Source organism: Micromonospora sp. NBRC 110038 (assembly GCF_020884815.1).
GTDB classification, from domain to species: Bacteria; Actinomycetota; Actinomycetes; order Mycobacteriales; family Micromonosporaceae; genus Micromonospora; species Micromonospora haikouensis.
Genome location: NZ_BBOL01000005.1, coordinates 595,756 through 609,876 on the forward strand (window position 1 = coordinate 595,756; position 14,121 = coordinate 609,876).

8 protein-coding genes are annotated in these 14,121 nt (G+C 75.7%); all 8 read left to right on the plus strand.

The features are described from left to right. Position 1 precedes the first annotated feature (1 nt). The 8 genes from aroA to LPU61_RS21095 are packed head-to-tail and all read left to right on the plus strand — an operon-like array spanning position 2 to position 14,116. The gene (gene aroA / locus LPU61_RS21060; RefSeq protein ID WP_229405819.1) at positions 2 to 3,139 is read left to right on the plus strand and encodes a 3-phosphoshikimate 1-carboxyvinyltransferase; all 3,138 of its coding nucleotides are present in this window, start codon (positions 2 to 4) and stop codon (positions 3,137 to 3,139) included. Continuing rightward, positions 3,136 to 4,284 carry an acyl-CoA dehydrogenase family protein gene (locus LPU61_RS21065; protein ID WP_043960759.1) on the plus strand — a complete coding sequence of 383 codons (1,149 nt, stop codon included), beginning with the start codon at positions 3,136 to 3,138 and terminating at the stop codon, positions 4,282 to 4,284. The genes aroA and LPU61_RS21065 overlap by 4 nt, the downstream gene beginning before the upstream one ends. Next, positions 4,281 to 5,075 carry an SDR family oxidoreductase gene (locus tag LPU61_RS21070; RefSeq protein WP_077935111.1) on the plus strand — a complete coding sequence of 265 codons (795 nt, stop codon included), beginning with the start codon at positions 4,281 to 4,283 and terminating at the stop codon, positions 5,073 to 5,075. The genes LPU61_RS21065 and LPU61_RS21070 overlap by 4 nt, the downstream gene beginning before the upstream one ends. Next, complete coding sequence (locus tag LPU61_RS21075; protein ID WP_229405820.1) at positions 5,072 to 7,060, plus strand: FAD-dependent oxidoreductase; 1,989 nt, start codon at positions 5,072 to 5,074, stop codon at positions 7,058 to 7,060. Before LPU61_RS21070 ends, LPU61_RS21075 begins: the two co-directional genes overlap by 4 nt. Beyond that, entirely contained in the window at positions 7,057 to 9,141 is a 2,085-nt protein-coding gene (locus LPU61_RS21080) for an ABC transporter ATP-binding protein (RefSeq protein WP_229405821.1), read from the plus strand. The genes LPU61_RS21075 and LPU61_RS21080 overlap by 4 nt, the downstream gene beginning before the upstream one ends. Further along, positions 9,138 to 11,000 (plus strand): ABC transporter ATP-binding protein, encoded by a 1,863-nt coding sequence (locus LPU61_RS21085; RefSeq protein WP_229405822.1) that lies wholly within the window; start codon positions 9,138 to 9,140, stop codon positions 10,998 to 11,000. Before LPU61_RS21080 ends, LPU61_RS21085 begins: the two co-directional genes overlap by 4 nt. Positions 11,001 to 11,058: 58 nt before the next feature. Further along, a complete protein-coding gene (locus LPU61_RS21090) occupies positions 11,059 to 12,327 on the plus strand; it encodes a cytochrome P450 (protein WP_229405823.1) in 1,269 nt (422 codons plus the stop codon). Next, positions 12,320 to 14,116: a condensation domain-containing protein gene (locus tag LPU61_RS21095; RefSeq protein WP_229405824.1), complete on the plus strand. Its 1,797-nt coding sequence runs from the start codon at positions 12,320 to 12,322 to the stop codon at positions 14,114 to 14,116. The genes LPU61_RS21090 and LPU61_RS21095 overlap by 8 nt, the downstream gene beginning before the upstream one ends. The last annotated feature ends 5 nt before the right edge of the window (positions 14,117 to 14,121 follow it).

The following is a 14,121-nucleotide window of genomic DNA, read 5'->3' on the forward strand; positions in this document are numbered from 1 at the left end:
CGTGCGTCTTGTCATCAAGGGGACCAGCGAACCCCTCGTGGGCGAGCTGGACATACCGGCATCGAAATACCATGCCCACCGCGCGCTGATGCTGGCGTCGCTCGCCGACGGGACGAGCCGCATCCACGGCGCCTGCGGCGCCGGCCACGTGCGCCACACCATCGGCGCCCTGCGTGACCTCGGCACGTCGATCACCGTCGACGACGACACGTTCGTGGTGCGGGGCGGCCCCTACCGGCCGGTCCGCCCGGAGGTCTCGGTCGGCAGCTCCGGCACGACGCTCTACTTCCTGACCGGGCTGGCCGCGCTGGCCGGGTCGCCGGTCACCATCACCGGCCAGAAGTACTTCCGGCGGCGGCCCATCGGCCCGCTGCTCGACGCGCTGGCCGGCATCGGCGTGGAGATCGAGTCCACCGGCGGGCTCCTGCCGATCCGGGTCCCGGCCCGCCCGCCGACCGGGGGCCGGGTGGAGATCCCGGGCACCCTCTCGCAGTGGATCTCCAGCCTGCTGCTGGTCGGCCCGTTCGCCACGGGCCCGACCGTGGTCGACGTCGTCGGCCCGTTCAACGAACGCTCCTACGTCGACCTGACCATCGCGATGATGCGGCGGTTCGGCCTGCACGTGAGCGTCGGCGCGGACGGGCGGCGGTTCGAGATCGAGCCGGGGCAGCGGGCCACCCCCGCCGAGGTCCACCTGCCGCCCGACGTCGGCGCGGCGGCCTTCGGCCTGGCGGCGGCGGCCCTGCACCCGTCCGACGTCCTCTTCCGGGGGCTGCCGGCCGGGCCGTCGAGCGAGGTCGACCACCCCGAGGCCGACCTGCTGGACCACCTGCGCGAGATGGGCCTGCCGCTGCTGCGCGACCCGGCCACCGGCTGGACGCGGGTGCGGCACGACGGATCGCGGCTGGGCGGCGTACGCGTCGACTGCCGCGCCGTGCCCGACATGCTCCCGGTGCTCAGCGTGCTGGGGGCCCACGCCCGGGGCAGCACCGTCCTGGAGAACGTGGCGCACGTGCGGCTCAAGGAGTCCGACCGGGTGGCCGCGATGCTCCAGCTCAACCGGATGGGCGGGCGGGTGCGGCTGGACGCCGACCGGCTCGTCTGCGACGGCGTGGACCGGCTGCGGGAGGCCGACCTGTCGTCGTTCAACGACCACCGGGTGCTGATGGCCCTGGCCGTGGCCGCGTCCCGGGCCTCCGGGGAGAGCCGGCTCACCTACCCCAACGCCCACCGGATCTCCTATCCGCAGTTCCTCGACCAGATGAACGCGGTCGGCCTGAACATGTCCGTCGACCGGGCACCGGTCGACAGGCCGCCGGCCGACCGGGAGCCGGCCCGGCCGGCGGCGCTGCCGTCCCCGGCCCGGCTGGCCGCCACCGGCCCCGCCGACCTGGTACGCCGGCACGCCCGCGCCCACCCGGGCACCGCCGCCGTGATCGAGGCCGCCTCGCCGGGGCGGCCGGGCGGCGTACTCACCTGGCGGGAGCTGGACCGGCGCGCGGACGCCGCGGCGGCGCTGCTGCTGGAGCTGGGCGTCGGGCCGGGCGACGTGGTCGCCTGGCAGCTGCCCAACTGGCACGAGTTCGTCGTGCTCACCCTCGCCACCCTGCGCGTCGGCGCGGTCTGCTGCCCGATGATGCCGTTCTTCCGCGAGCGGGAGGTCGACGACCTGCTGCGCCGCTCGCGGGCGCGGGTGTTCGTGGTGCCCGCCGCCTTCCGGGGGCGCGACCACGTCGCCGAGACCGCGTCGGTGCTGGCCGCGCCCGGCGCGCCGGCCGTGGCGCACGTCCTCGTCGTCGGCGGCGACGGCCCGCTGCCGGCGGGCGCGGCGTCCCCGGGCGCGGCGTGCCCCGGCCCGGAGCTGGCGGGTCCGGTGGCGTCCGTTCCGCCGCCGGAGGGCGGCCCGGCCGCGCGGTGGCAGCGGTTCGACGCGGCCCTCGCCCGGCAGCGTCCCGACGCGGCGGCCCTGGCCGCCCGCCGGCCCGCCCCGGACGCCCTCGCCCAGCTCATGTTCACCTCGGGCACGTCCGGGCAGCCCAAGGGCGTGCTGCACCGCGCCGACACGCTGACCCGCGCGGCGGCCATGCAGGCCCGCCACCTCGGGCTCACGGCGGCCGACCGGTTGTACGTGCCGTCGCCCCTGGCGCACCAGACCGGCTTCCTCTACGGCATGTGGGTCGGCTTCGTCCTCGGCGCGCCGGTCGTGCTGGAGCCCGTCTGGAGCGGCCCCGCCGCCCTGGCCACCCTGCACCGCACCGGCGCGACCTTCGTCCAGGCCGCCACGCCGTTCCTCGCCGACCTGGTGGACGCCGTCGAGGCCGGCGGCGGGCCGCCCGAGGCGCTGCGCGTCTTCGTCGCCACCGGCGCGGCGGTGCCCCGCACGCTGGCCGAGCGGGCCACCCGCACCCTGGGGGCTGCGGTGTGCGGCGCGTGGGGCTCCACCGAGTCCTGCCTCGGCACGCTCGCCGCGCCGACCGACGAGCCGGCCCGCGCCTGGGGCACGGACGGCCGCGCGCTGCGCGGCGTGCGGATCCGGGTCACCGACGACGACGGCACCGTCCTGCCCGCCGGCACCGAGGGCAACTTCGAGGTCGGCGGCGACTGCCTCTTCGCCGGCTACCTCGACCATCCGGAGTGGACGGCCGCCGCGCTGACGCCGGACGGCTGGTACCGCAGCGGGGACCTGGCGGTAATCGACGAGGCCGGCTTCGTGCGGATCACCGGCCGGGTGCGCGACGTCATCAACCGGGGCGGGGAGAAGATCCCGGTGGCCGAGGTGGAGCAGCTCCTGCACACCCATCCGGCCGTCCGCGACGTGGCGATCGTCGCGATGCCGGACCCGCGCCTCGGCGAACGGGCCTGCGCCTTCGTCGTGCCGCAGCCGGCACCGGAGGCAACCGGACCGGAGGCAACCGGACCGGAGGTAACCGGACCGGAGGCGGCCGGGCCGGGGGGTTCGTCCGAACCGCTCACGCTCGACGGGATGCGGCGGTTCCTGGACGAGCGCAAGGTCGCCAAGCAGTACTGGCCCGAGCGGCTGGAGACCGTGCCCGAGCTGCCCCGCAACGTGGTCGGCAAGGTGCAGAAGTTCGTGCTGCGAGACCAGCTCAAGCAGATCATCAGCGAGGAGGCCACGTGACCGACGACGACGGCGAGGCGTTCGCGACGCTCGCCCGCGAGGTCGAGGCGTTCGTCCGCGGGCCCGGCGAGGACTACGCCGAGACCATCGAGCGCACCCGGGCGGTGCCGCCGCAGCTCTGGGACGACCTGCGCGACCGTGGCTACCTGCGGCTGGCCGCCCCGGCCGAGTACGGCGGCGCCGGGCTCTCCTTCACGCAGTACCTGCGGCTGCTCGAACTGTTCTCCATGTCCCACGCGTCGCTGCGGATGATCGTGCACGTCTGCAACGGCGTCTGGCGGGCCATGGACCAGTTCGCCACCGACGAGCAGCGCAAGCGGTTCGTGCTCCCGCAGGTGGCCGGCGACCTGCGGGTGGCGTTCACCCTCACCGAGCCCACCGCCGGCACCGGGGCCGACCTGCGCGCCAGCGTGGTCCGCGACGGCGACACCTACCTCCTCTCCGGCGAGAAGCACCTGATCACCTTCGGGGTGAGCTGCGACTACTGGCTGCTGTTCGCCCGGCTCGCCGGCACCACCGGCAAGGACGGCACCGTCGCGCTCATGGTGGACCGGCACGTCCCGGGCGTCCGGGTCGAGCCGATGGCCGACACCATGGGGGTACGCGGCACCGACCACGCCCACCTGATCTTCGACGGGGCCCCGGTGCCGGTGGCCAACCGGCTCGGCGAGGAGGGCGCGGGCCTCACGGTCGCCCTCGGCGGCTTCCTCACCCCCAGCCGCATCGGCGTCGCCATGACCTGCGTCGGCCTGGCCCGACGCGCCCAGGAGCTGGCGGTCGCCCACGCGCGCCGCCGGGTCACCTTCGGCAAGCCGCTGACCGCCCGCCAGGCGATCGCCTTCGCGCTCGCCGAGAACGCCGCCGACATCGAGGCCGCCCGGCAGCTAACCCTGCACGCGGCGCGGCGGTGGGAGGCGGGGGCCGCCGACGCGGACGCGCTGTCCTCGATGGCCAAGCTGGTCGCCGTCGACATGCTGACCCGGGTCACCGACAAGGCGCTGCAGGCGCACGGCGGCATCGGCTACTGGGAGGGCAGCCCCATCGAGCGCGTCTACCGCGACGCCCGCGCCCAGCGGTTCGAGGAAGGCACCAACGAGATCCAGAAGACGGTCATCGCACGAGAGATCCTGGCGGAGCAACGGTGACGAGCTACCACGGCAAGACCGCACTGATCACCGGCAGCTCCCGGGGCATCGGGCGGGCCCTCGCGCTCACCCTGGCCCGGGGCGGCGGCTCGGTCGTCGTCAACTACAAGAAGAACGCGGAGCTGGCCGACCAGGTCCGCAAGGAGATCGAGCAGCTCGGCGGCCGGGCGCTCACCGTGGCCGCCGACGTCGAGCAGCCCGAGGAGATCGACCGGCTGTTCGCCGCCGCCGAGCAGGAGTTCGGCACCCTCGACTACTTCGTCTGCAACGCGGCGGCCAGCTCGTTCAAGAACATCATGGACCTGAAGGTGCACCACCTCGACCGCTCGTACGCGATGAACCTGCGCGCGTTCGTGCTCGGCTGCCAGCACGCGGTGCGGCTGATGCCCGACGGCGGCCGGATCGTGGCCCTGTCCAGCTACGGCAGCATCCGCGCCTACCCCACGTACGCGAACCTCGGCGCGGCCAAGGCCGCGATCGAGGCGTGGGTGCGCTACATGGCCCTGGAGTTCGGCGGGCGCGGCATCAACGTCAACGCCGTCAACGGCGGCATCATCGAGACGGAGTCGTCGCAGTACTTCTACGACGTGCCCGGGATGGCCCCGCTGTCCACGGTGCTGCCCAAGATCCCCAAGGGTCGGATGGGCACCGCGCAGGAGATCGCCGACGTCGTCGCGTTCCTGCTCTCCCCGGCGGCCGAGTACATCACCGGGCAGACCATCGTCGCCGACGGCGGCCTGTCGATCGTCTCGCCGCCGTTCGTCCAGGACCTGACCGCCCCCCTGACATGACGACCGGCCTGGAGCACGTGCTGCGCCCCGGCCGGATCGGCCGGCTGGCGCTGCCGCACCGCGTCGTCACCGGGGCCATGCACCTGGGCTGGGAGGCCCGCGACGACGGCGGGGCGGCGCTGGCGGCGTTCTATGTCGAGCGGGCCCGGGGCGGGGCCGGGCTGATGGTCACCGGCGGCGCGGCCGTCAGCCCGGAGGGCGCCGGGGGGCCGGGCTACGGGGTGCTCGACGACGCCCGCTTCCGCGCCCGGTTGCGGCGCGTCGCCGCCGAGGTGCGCGCCGCCGGAGGGCTGCTCGCGCTGCAGCTGTTCCACGCCGGCCGGTACGCCCGGCCGGCGGCGGGCGGCCCCCACCCGGTCGCCCCGTCCGCCGTTCACAGCGCGTTCTCCCGGCACACCCCGACCGCGCTCGACGCCGCCGGCATCGCCCGCACGGTCGCGGACTTCGCCCGGGGGGCCGCCCACGCCCGCGACCTCGGCTTCGCCGCCGTGGAGATCATGGGCTCGGAGGGCTACCTGCTCGACCAGTTCCTCTCCCCGCTGACCAACCAGCGCCACGACGAGTGGGGCGGCGACCCCCAGCGGCGGTCCCGCTTCCCGGTGGAGGTGGTCCGGGCGGTGCGCGCGGCCGTCGGCCCCGACTTTCCGGTGATCATGCGGATGACCGGCGACGACCTGATGGCCGGCGGCACGACCCGCGACGACGTGCTGGCGTACGCCCGCGCGCTCGCCGCCGCCGGCGCGGACGCCCTCAACGTCGGGGTCGGCTGGCACGAGTCCCCGGTCCCCACCGTGCAGGCCGTGGTCCCGCCCGGGCACTGGGTGCCGGTGGCGGCGGCGGTCAAGCAGGCCGTCGGCGCGCTCCCCGTGCTGGCCAGCAACCGGATCAACCGGCTGTCGCAGGCCGAGGCCGTCCTCGCCGGCACGCCGTTGGACCTGGTGTCGATGGCGCGGCCGTTCCTCGCCGACCCGGAGCTGGTCGCCAACGCCCGCGCCGGCCGGCCGGTGAACGTCTGCGTGGCCTGCAACCAGTCCTGCATCGACCGGTCGCTGGCCGACGAGCCGGTGTCCTGCATGGTCAACCCCCGGGTCGGGCGCGAGCACGAGCCGGCGGTGTCGCCCGCCGCGTCGCCCCGCCGGGTCGCCGTCGTCGGGGCCGGCCCGGCGGGCCTCAGGGCCGCCCGCGAACTTGCGCTGGCCGGGCACCGGGTCACCGTGTACGAGGCCGCCGACGAGCCCGGCGGCCAGTTCCGGCTGGCGGGCCGGGTGCCCGGCAAGTCCGACTACCTCGCCGCGATCGGCTTCCTCGTCGCCGAGCTGGCCCGGCTCGACGTCGAGCTGCGTACCGGCCGTCCCGTGACCGCCGCCGACGGGGACCTGCTCGGCGGCTACGACGGGGTGGTCGTCGCCACCGGCGTGCTGCCCCGGCCGGTGCCGATCCCCGGCGCCGACCTGCCGCACGTGCTCGGCTACCCGGCCGCCTTCGCCGAAGGGGCGCTGGGGGAACGCGTCGTCGTGATCGGCGGCGGCGGCGTCGCCGTGGACCTGGCGCACCTGGCCAGCCACCCGGCCGGGCCGGCACGGCGGGTCACGGTGCTGCACCGGGGCCGCCGGCTCGGCCCCCGGCTCGGGCGCTCGACGCGGTGGGCGGTGCTCGCCGAGCTGCGCCGGCAGCGGGTCGACGTCGTGCCCGGCGTCCGCGACCTGCGGATCAGCCCGGCCGGGGTGCACTTCGCCGACGCCGAGGGGCAGCCGCGCACCGTACCCGCCGACACGGTGGTGATCGCCGCCGGGCAGGTGCCCGACGACGGCCTCGTCGCGACGGTGCGCGCGGCCGGCGTCTGGCACCACGTCGTCGGCGGCGCGCGGGACACCGCCGGGCTGGACGCGGTGCGGGCCTTCGCCGAGGGCGGGGCGGCGGCGGAGGCGTTCCGGCGCGCGCAGGACCGCGCCGACCAACTCGCTGGGATCGAGGAACGGGTATGACCGTCGACGGGCCGGAACGCATTACCGCGCTCGGCGTGCTGCGGCGCACCGCCGTGGACCGGTGGCGCATCGTGCGGCTGCTGCCGCGCGCGGGCTGGGCGGCGGTGACCGCCGCCGTCGTCAACAACGTGCTGCTGGCCGCCGCGCCGGTGCTGTTCATCGTGATGACGAGCCTGCTCGTCGGGCGGCTGCCCGCCGCCGTCCGCGACGGCGTGGACTCGCCGGCGTTCGGGCGGCTGGTGACCGCGTTCGTCGTCGCCGCCGCCGCGCTCAGCGCGCAGCAACTGCTGGCCCAGCTCCAGCTCACCACCGGGCTGCTGGTCCAGCGCCGCGTCGACGGGTGGGTCGCCGACGAGCTGATGGCCGCCGCGCTGAGCAGCCCGGGCATGGAACCGCTGGACGACCGGGCGCTGACCGACCGGCTCAGCGAGGCGTCCCGCGAGGTGGAGCAGGGCATCCAGAGCCCGGGGGCCGCCTGCGCCGGGATGCTGGCGCTGCTCGCCCGCTACGGCCAGCTCACCGGGTACGCGGTGGTCGTCGGCGTCGTGTTCTCCTGGTTCGCGGGCGTGGGCCTGCTCGCCGCCGTCCTGGCGTTCCGCCACGGGCAGCGCGGTGGCCTGCGCAAGTACGCGGCGATCTACGGCACGATCGTGGCCCGGGTGCGCCGGCTGACATACTTCCGCTCCGTCGCCACGGGCAAGCCGGCCGCCAAGGAGATCCGCGTCTTCGGTCTCCTGCCGTGGCTGCGCGAGCAGTACGCGGCGGCGTACCTGGACTGGATGCGCCCGGTCTGGGCCGAGCGCCGCCGCGTCTACCTGCGGCCCTACTTCGGCTACACGGCCCTCGGGCTGGTGGTGCTCGTCGCGGTCCTCGCCGCGCTGGGCCTGGCCGGCGGGCAGCGGGAGGTCGACCTCACCCGGCTGGCGCTGGTCATCCAGGCCGTCCTGGCGGCGATCCAGCTCGGCGAGTTCTATCCCGAGGCCGACGTGCAGACCCAGTTCGGCATGAACGCCTACCGGGCGGTCGACGAGTTCCGCGCCGGCATGCGGGCCCGATCCGCCCCGGCCCAGGCCCCCGCCCCCGCCCAGGCCCCCGCCCCGGTCCAGGCCCCCGCCCTCGCTCCCGCATCGGCACCCCCGCCGGTGCCCGCGCCGCGCCCCGCCGGGGAGCCGGGCGCGCCGCCCGCCGCCGTGCCGATCCGGTTCGAGGCGGTGTGCTACCGCTACCCGCACCGGTCCGCGCCCGTGTTCACCGACCTCGACCTCACCCTGCCCCCGGGCAGGTGCACCGCGATCGTGGGGCTCAACGGCGCCGGCAAGACCACCCTGGTCAAGCTGCTCGCCCGGCTGGCGACCCCGACCTCGGGCCGGATCACCGTGGGCGGGCAGCCCGTCGACGCCCTGCCCGTGGCGCGCTGGCGCGGCAACCTCGCCGTGATCTTCCAGGACTACCTGCGGTACGAGGCCAGCGCCGCCGACAACATCGCGCTCGGTGCCGCCGGGCACGCCGGTGACCTCGCCGGCATCCGGGCGGCGGCCGAGGCGGCGGGGATCCTGGGCACGCTCGACGCGCTGCCGCGAGGGCTGGACACCCCGCTGTCCGGGCAGCTGCGCGGCGGGGTGGACCTCTCCGGCGGCCAGTGGCAGCGGCTCGCCATCGCCCGGGCGCTGTTCGCCGTCCGCCACGGCGCGTCGGTGCTCGTCCTCGACGAGCCGACGGCCAGCCTGGACGTCCGCGCCGAGGCGCGGTTCTTCGACGAGATCATCGCCGCCACGGCGGGCGTCACCACGGTCCTCATCTCGCACCGGTTCGCCACCGTGCGCCGCGCCGACCACATCGTCGTGCTGGCCGAGGGGCGCGTCGTCGAGCAGGGCTCGCACGACGAACTGTTGCGCCACGGCGGCCGGTACGCCCGGCTGTTCGAGTTGCAGGCGGCCCGGTTCCTCGACGACCGCCCGGACGGCGACGACCCGGACGACCCGGGCGGCGGCGACCCGGGCGGCCGGGACGGCGACGACCCGGGCGGCCCGGAGGGCGACGGCGCGCCGGCGGAGATCGGACAGGAACGGAGCCTCGGATGAGTCGCGGACTGCTGTCGGCCGCCTGGTCGCTGTGGCGGACCTCGCTGCGGCAGGACCGGCGCAAGGCCGTCACGGCGCTGGTGCTCGTCGTCGCCGGCGCGGCGGCGTGGCCCCTGGTGGCGATCATGCTGCGCGTCCTGTTCGAGGCCGCGAACGCCGGGCGGCCGGTCGCCGCGAGCCTCGCCGGGGTCGCCGTGGCGGTGCTGCTGATCGCCGGCCTGACCCTCGGCCACTTCGCGCACATCGCGTACTTCGAGCTGTCGGAGCTGGACGTCCTGCACCTGCACCAGGAGCTGATGGACGCCACCAACGGCTCGGCCGGGATGGCCCACTTCGAACAGCCCGAGTTCGCCGACAAGGTCAGGATCCTGGAGGAGGACGTCGAGCAGCTCCGCGTCGGCCTCCAGGCCGTGCTGACCGGCGTCGGCCTGGCCGTGTCCATGACGCTGACGACGGCGGTGCTCGCCTCGCTGCACCCGCTGCTGCTGTTGCTGCCGCTGGTCGCCGTGCCGCCGCTGCTGGCGGGCCGCCGGGCGGAGCGGATGGTGGACCGGTCGAGGGAGGCCAGCGCCGAGTCCACCCGCCGGGCCCTGGGGCTGTTCCGCCTCGCCACCCACGCCGCGTCCGGCAAGGAGCTGCGGGTCTTCGGCCTGGAACAGGAGGTACGCCGCCGGCACGGCGCGTTCTGGCAGGACGCCACCCGGCGGCTGTGGCGCACGCAGGCCGTGGCGAGCCTCGTCCGCATGCTCGGGCAGTTGGCGTTCGCGGGCGGCTACATCGCCGCCGTGCTCCTGATCCTGCGCGACGCCGTCGCCGGCCGTCGGGGCGTGGGCGACGTCATCCTGGTCATCACCATCGCGGCGCAGGTCAACCAGCAGGTGGCCGCCGCGGTCGGTGTCCTCCAGGACCTCCAGCGGCTGCGCAGCGTCTACCAGCGGCTCGACGAGGTCCACGAACTGGTCCGGGCCGGGGAGCGCGCCGACCGGGACGAGGCCCGCCCCGCCGCCGCTCCGGCCGCGTCGCCTGCCCTTCCGGCCGTGCCTCCCGCCGCCGCACCGGCCGGGTCGCCGCCGCCGGAGCGGCTGCGCGACGGCATCCGGCTCGTCGGCGTCGAGCTGCGCTACCCCGGCGGGGAGCAGCCGGTGCTCGCCGGCCTCGACCTGCACCTGCCGGCGGGCGCGACCGTGGCGATCGTCGGCGACAACGGCGCCGGCAAGACCACCCTCGTCAAGCTCGTCTGCGGGCTGCTGCGCCCGACCGCCGGCCGGGTCCTCGTCGACGGCGTCGACCTGGCCGACCTGTCGCTGCCCGGGTGGCGGGCCCGGATCGCGGCCGGCTTCCAGGACTTCGTCCGCCTCGAACTGCCGGCCCGGCGGACCGTCGGCGTCGGCGACCTGCCCCGGCTCGACGACGAGCCGGCGGTGCGCGCCGCGCTGGAGCGCGCCGGCGCCGGCGACCTCGTCGGGCAGCTCGAAGCCGGCCTGGACACCCAGCTCGGCCGCGAGTACGCCGACGGGGCCGAACTCTCCGGCGGCCAGTGGCAGAAGCTCGCCCTCGGCCGGGCGTTCATGCGCGACGCCCCCCTGCTGGTCGTCCTCGACGAGCCCGCCGCCGCCCTCGACGCCGAGGCCGAGCACGCGATGTTCGAGCGGTACCGGCTCCAGGCCGCCCGGGTCGCCGCCGCCACCGGCGCGGTCAGCGTGTTCGTGTCGCACCGCTTCTCCACCGTCCAGTTGGCCGACCTGATCGTGGTGCTCGCCGACGGCCGGGTCGCCGAGCTGGGCGGCCACGCCGACCTGATCGCCGCCGACGGCCTCTACGCGGAGATGTTCGAGCTGCAGGCGAGGGCGTACCGGTGACCGGGGTGGACGCCGACGTCCGGCCCACCAGCCACAGCGAAGTCCGGAGGACCCGTCAGTGACCAGCGCGACGCACACCGCAGAGTTCGACCCCTTCTCCCCGAGCGCCATGGACGACCCCTATCCCGCGTACGCGGAGCTGCTGCGCCACGAGGAGCCGCTGTACCTGGCCGACCGCGACATGTGGCTGGTCATCCGGTACGACCACGTGCGCGCGGCGGCCAAGGACCACGGCGGCCTCTCCTCGGCCGAGGGGATCGCCTACCACCGGTCCACGCTGCCCGTGCTGTTCGGGCTCGACCAGCCCGACCACACCCGGATGCGTGGGCTGATCCGGCACGACTTCTCGCCCCGTGGCGTGCAGTTCTGGCGGCCGTTCATCGAGCAGGTCTGCGGCGAGCTGCTCGACGAGGCCGTCGCCACCGGCGACATCGACCTCGTCCAGCAGGCGATCATCCTGCTGCCCGTCAAGGTCGTCACCACGATCGTCGGGGTGCCCAGCGACAACCTCGCCAAGCTCAAGCTGACCGCCGGGGTGCTGGAGAGCTTCATCGCCAACGCCAAGGTCGGCGAGGACGCCCCGGACGACCCCGACGAGAACGCCCTGCGGCTGCGGGCCGCCAAGTCCGCGCTCTCCTCCGTCGCCGGCCTGTCCACCTTCCTCGGTGGGCTGCTGGAGGAGCGCCGGGCGCAGCCGCCCCGCAGCGACTTGGTGTCGAAGCTGTTCGCCGCCGCCGAGAAGGGCGGGGTGACCGAGAACGAGATCCTCTGGCTCTGCCTCACCCTGCTCGTCGGCGGCCAGGAGACCATGACGCACTTCCTGGGCAACATGCTGGACGCCCTGCTGAACCACCCCGACCAGTTCCGCCTGGTGCGCAGCCGGCCCGACCTGATCCCGGCGACGATCGAGGAGACGGCCCGCTTCTACCCGCCCGTGCAGAACGTCTTCCGCACCGCCACGACCGACGTCGTCGTCGGCAACACCACCATCCCGAGGGACGCCCGGGTCGAGCTGTCGTTCGCGGCGGCCAACCGCGACCCGCGCAAGTTCCCCGACCCCAACGCGTACCGGATCGACCGCCGCACCGACGGGCACCTGGGCTTCGGGGCGGGCATCCACACCTGCGTCGGCATGCACCTGGCCCGCCTCCAAGCGGCGACGTTCCTGCGCCTGCTCATCGAGCGCACCGACGACATCGAGCTGATCGGCGAGCTGGTCAAGATCCCCAGCCCGGCGTTCCGGGGGCTCGACCACCTGCCGCTGCGCCTCACCCCGAAGGGCGGTCGCCCGGCCGCCGCACCGGTGAACGGGGGGCACCGTGCGTGACGCGACCACCGGCGGCCCGCCGGACCCGGCCGTGCTCGACCTGCCGTTCGCCGTCGGCGAGGCCGCGTCCGGGCCGCTGACCTGGGCGCAGAGCGTGATGTGGGACGCGATGCAGTGGTTCGGCAAGGAGGCGAACCAGTTCAACATCGGCCAGCCCCTCGTGCTCGCCGAGCCCGTCGGGCAGGCCCGGCTGCTCGCGGCCCTGCGGGACCTGATCGAGGCGCACCAGACGCTGCGGACCCGGTACGTGGCCCGGTCGGGCCAGCCCCGCCAGGAGGTCCACGCCTCGGGGGCGTACGACGTCGTGGTGGCCGACGGGCACGACGACCCGCCGCGCGTCGCGGAGGAACTGGCCGGGCGGTTGGCGGAGACCGCGTTCGACCACGAGGCCGAGTGGCCGCTGCGGGTCGGCTGCGTCGTCGACGGGGACGGCCGGGTCACCGCCGTGGCGCTCGTCGGGTCGCACCTGGCGTTCGACGGCTGGGCGTTCCACACGTTCGTCGACCTCCTGCTCGCCGGGCTCACCGGGGAGCGGGGTCAGCCGGAGCCGGCGTCGGCCGCCGCCGTCGGGCCGCCCGTCGGTGCCGAGCCGGCGGCCGGCGGGGGCGTGCCGCAGGCGCTGGAGCAGGCCGCCTTCGAGGGCTCACCCGCCGGCCAGCAGCAGAGCCGGCTCGGGCTGCGGCACTGGGAACAGGGCCTGTCCACCGCGCCGGCGTCCATGTTCGACCTGCCGCGCGCGGCCACCGGCGACCAGCCCATCGAGCGGCACCTGCTCGACTCGGCGGCGGTCGCCGCGGCGGCGGCCGCCCTCGCGGCGCGCACCCGCACGTCGTTCTCGACCGTGCTGCTCTGCCTCACCACGCTCGTCCTGACCGCCTACAACGGCCACGACACCGCCGTGCTCAAGCTGATCACGGGGAACCGGCTCGACCGGCGCAGCCGCGACCTGATCGCGCTGAACACCCTGGACGCGCTGCTGGCGTTCACCGTCCCGCGCGACGTGGACCTGCTCACCGCCATCCGGCAGACGCACCGGCCCGCGTTCGACGCGTACCGCCGGGCGCAGTGCGACCCACGCGCCGTCCGGACGGTGGTCGAGGAGGTGGGCCGGCGGCGGGGCGTGTCGTTCGACCTGTCCACCTACTTCAACAACGGGCACCGGGGCAACGACTGGGCCGTCACCGGCCCGGAACCGGGGCCGGACCGGCTCGCCGAGCTGCGCGCCGGGTCCCGCTACACGCGGCTGGACCCGCTGCCCCGCAGCGACATGAAGTTCATGGTCGCCGCCAGCAACGCCGGGGAGGGGATCTGCCGCCTCGGCCTGCTGGTGGACACGACGTACCTGCCGGGCGCGCTCGGCGAGACCATCGTGCGGGGCATCGAGACGCTGCTGTGCGACGCGGTCGCCGACGAGATCCGCGTCGCCGAGATCCCCGACCGGATCGGCCTCACCCCCGCCGTCCGGGGCGCGGACTGGGTGCGTACCCCCGCCGGCTGGGTGCGCCCCGCCGACGTGGCGGAGCTGGTCCGCGAGGCGGCCGGGGGCGTCGAGGTCGCCGTCCTCGCCGCCGGGCCCGCGCCGGACACCGGGCTGACGGCGTACGTCGCCGACGCCTCGGCCGTACCGGAGGAACTGCACCGGCGCGTGCTCGACCTGCTGCCGGGCCGCACGGGCGTGGCCGCGCCCGACGGGTACGTCGCCTGCGTGGCGGCCCCGCCCGCCGGGGCCGGGCCCGACGCCTGGCGGGGCGTGCCCGTCGCGGCACGCGGCCCGGGGCGGCCGGCATGACCGGC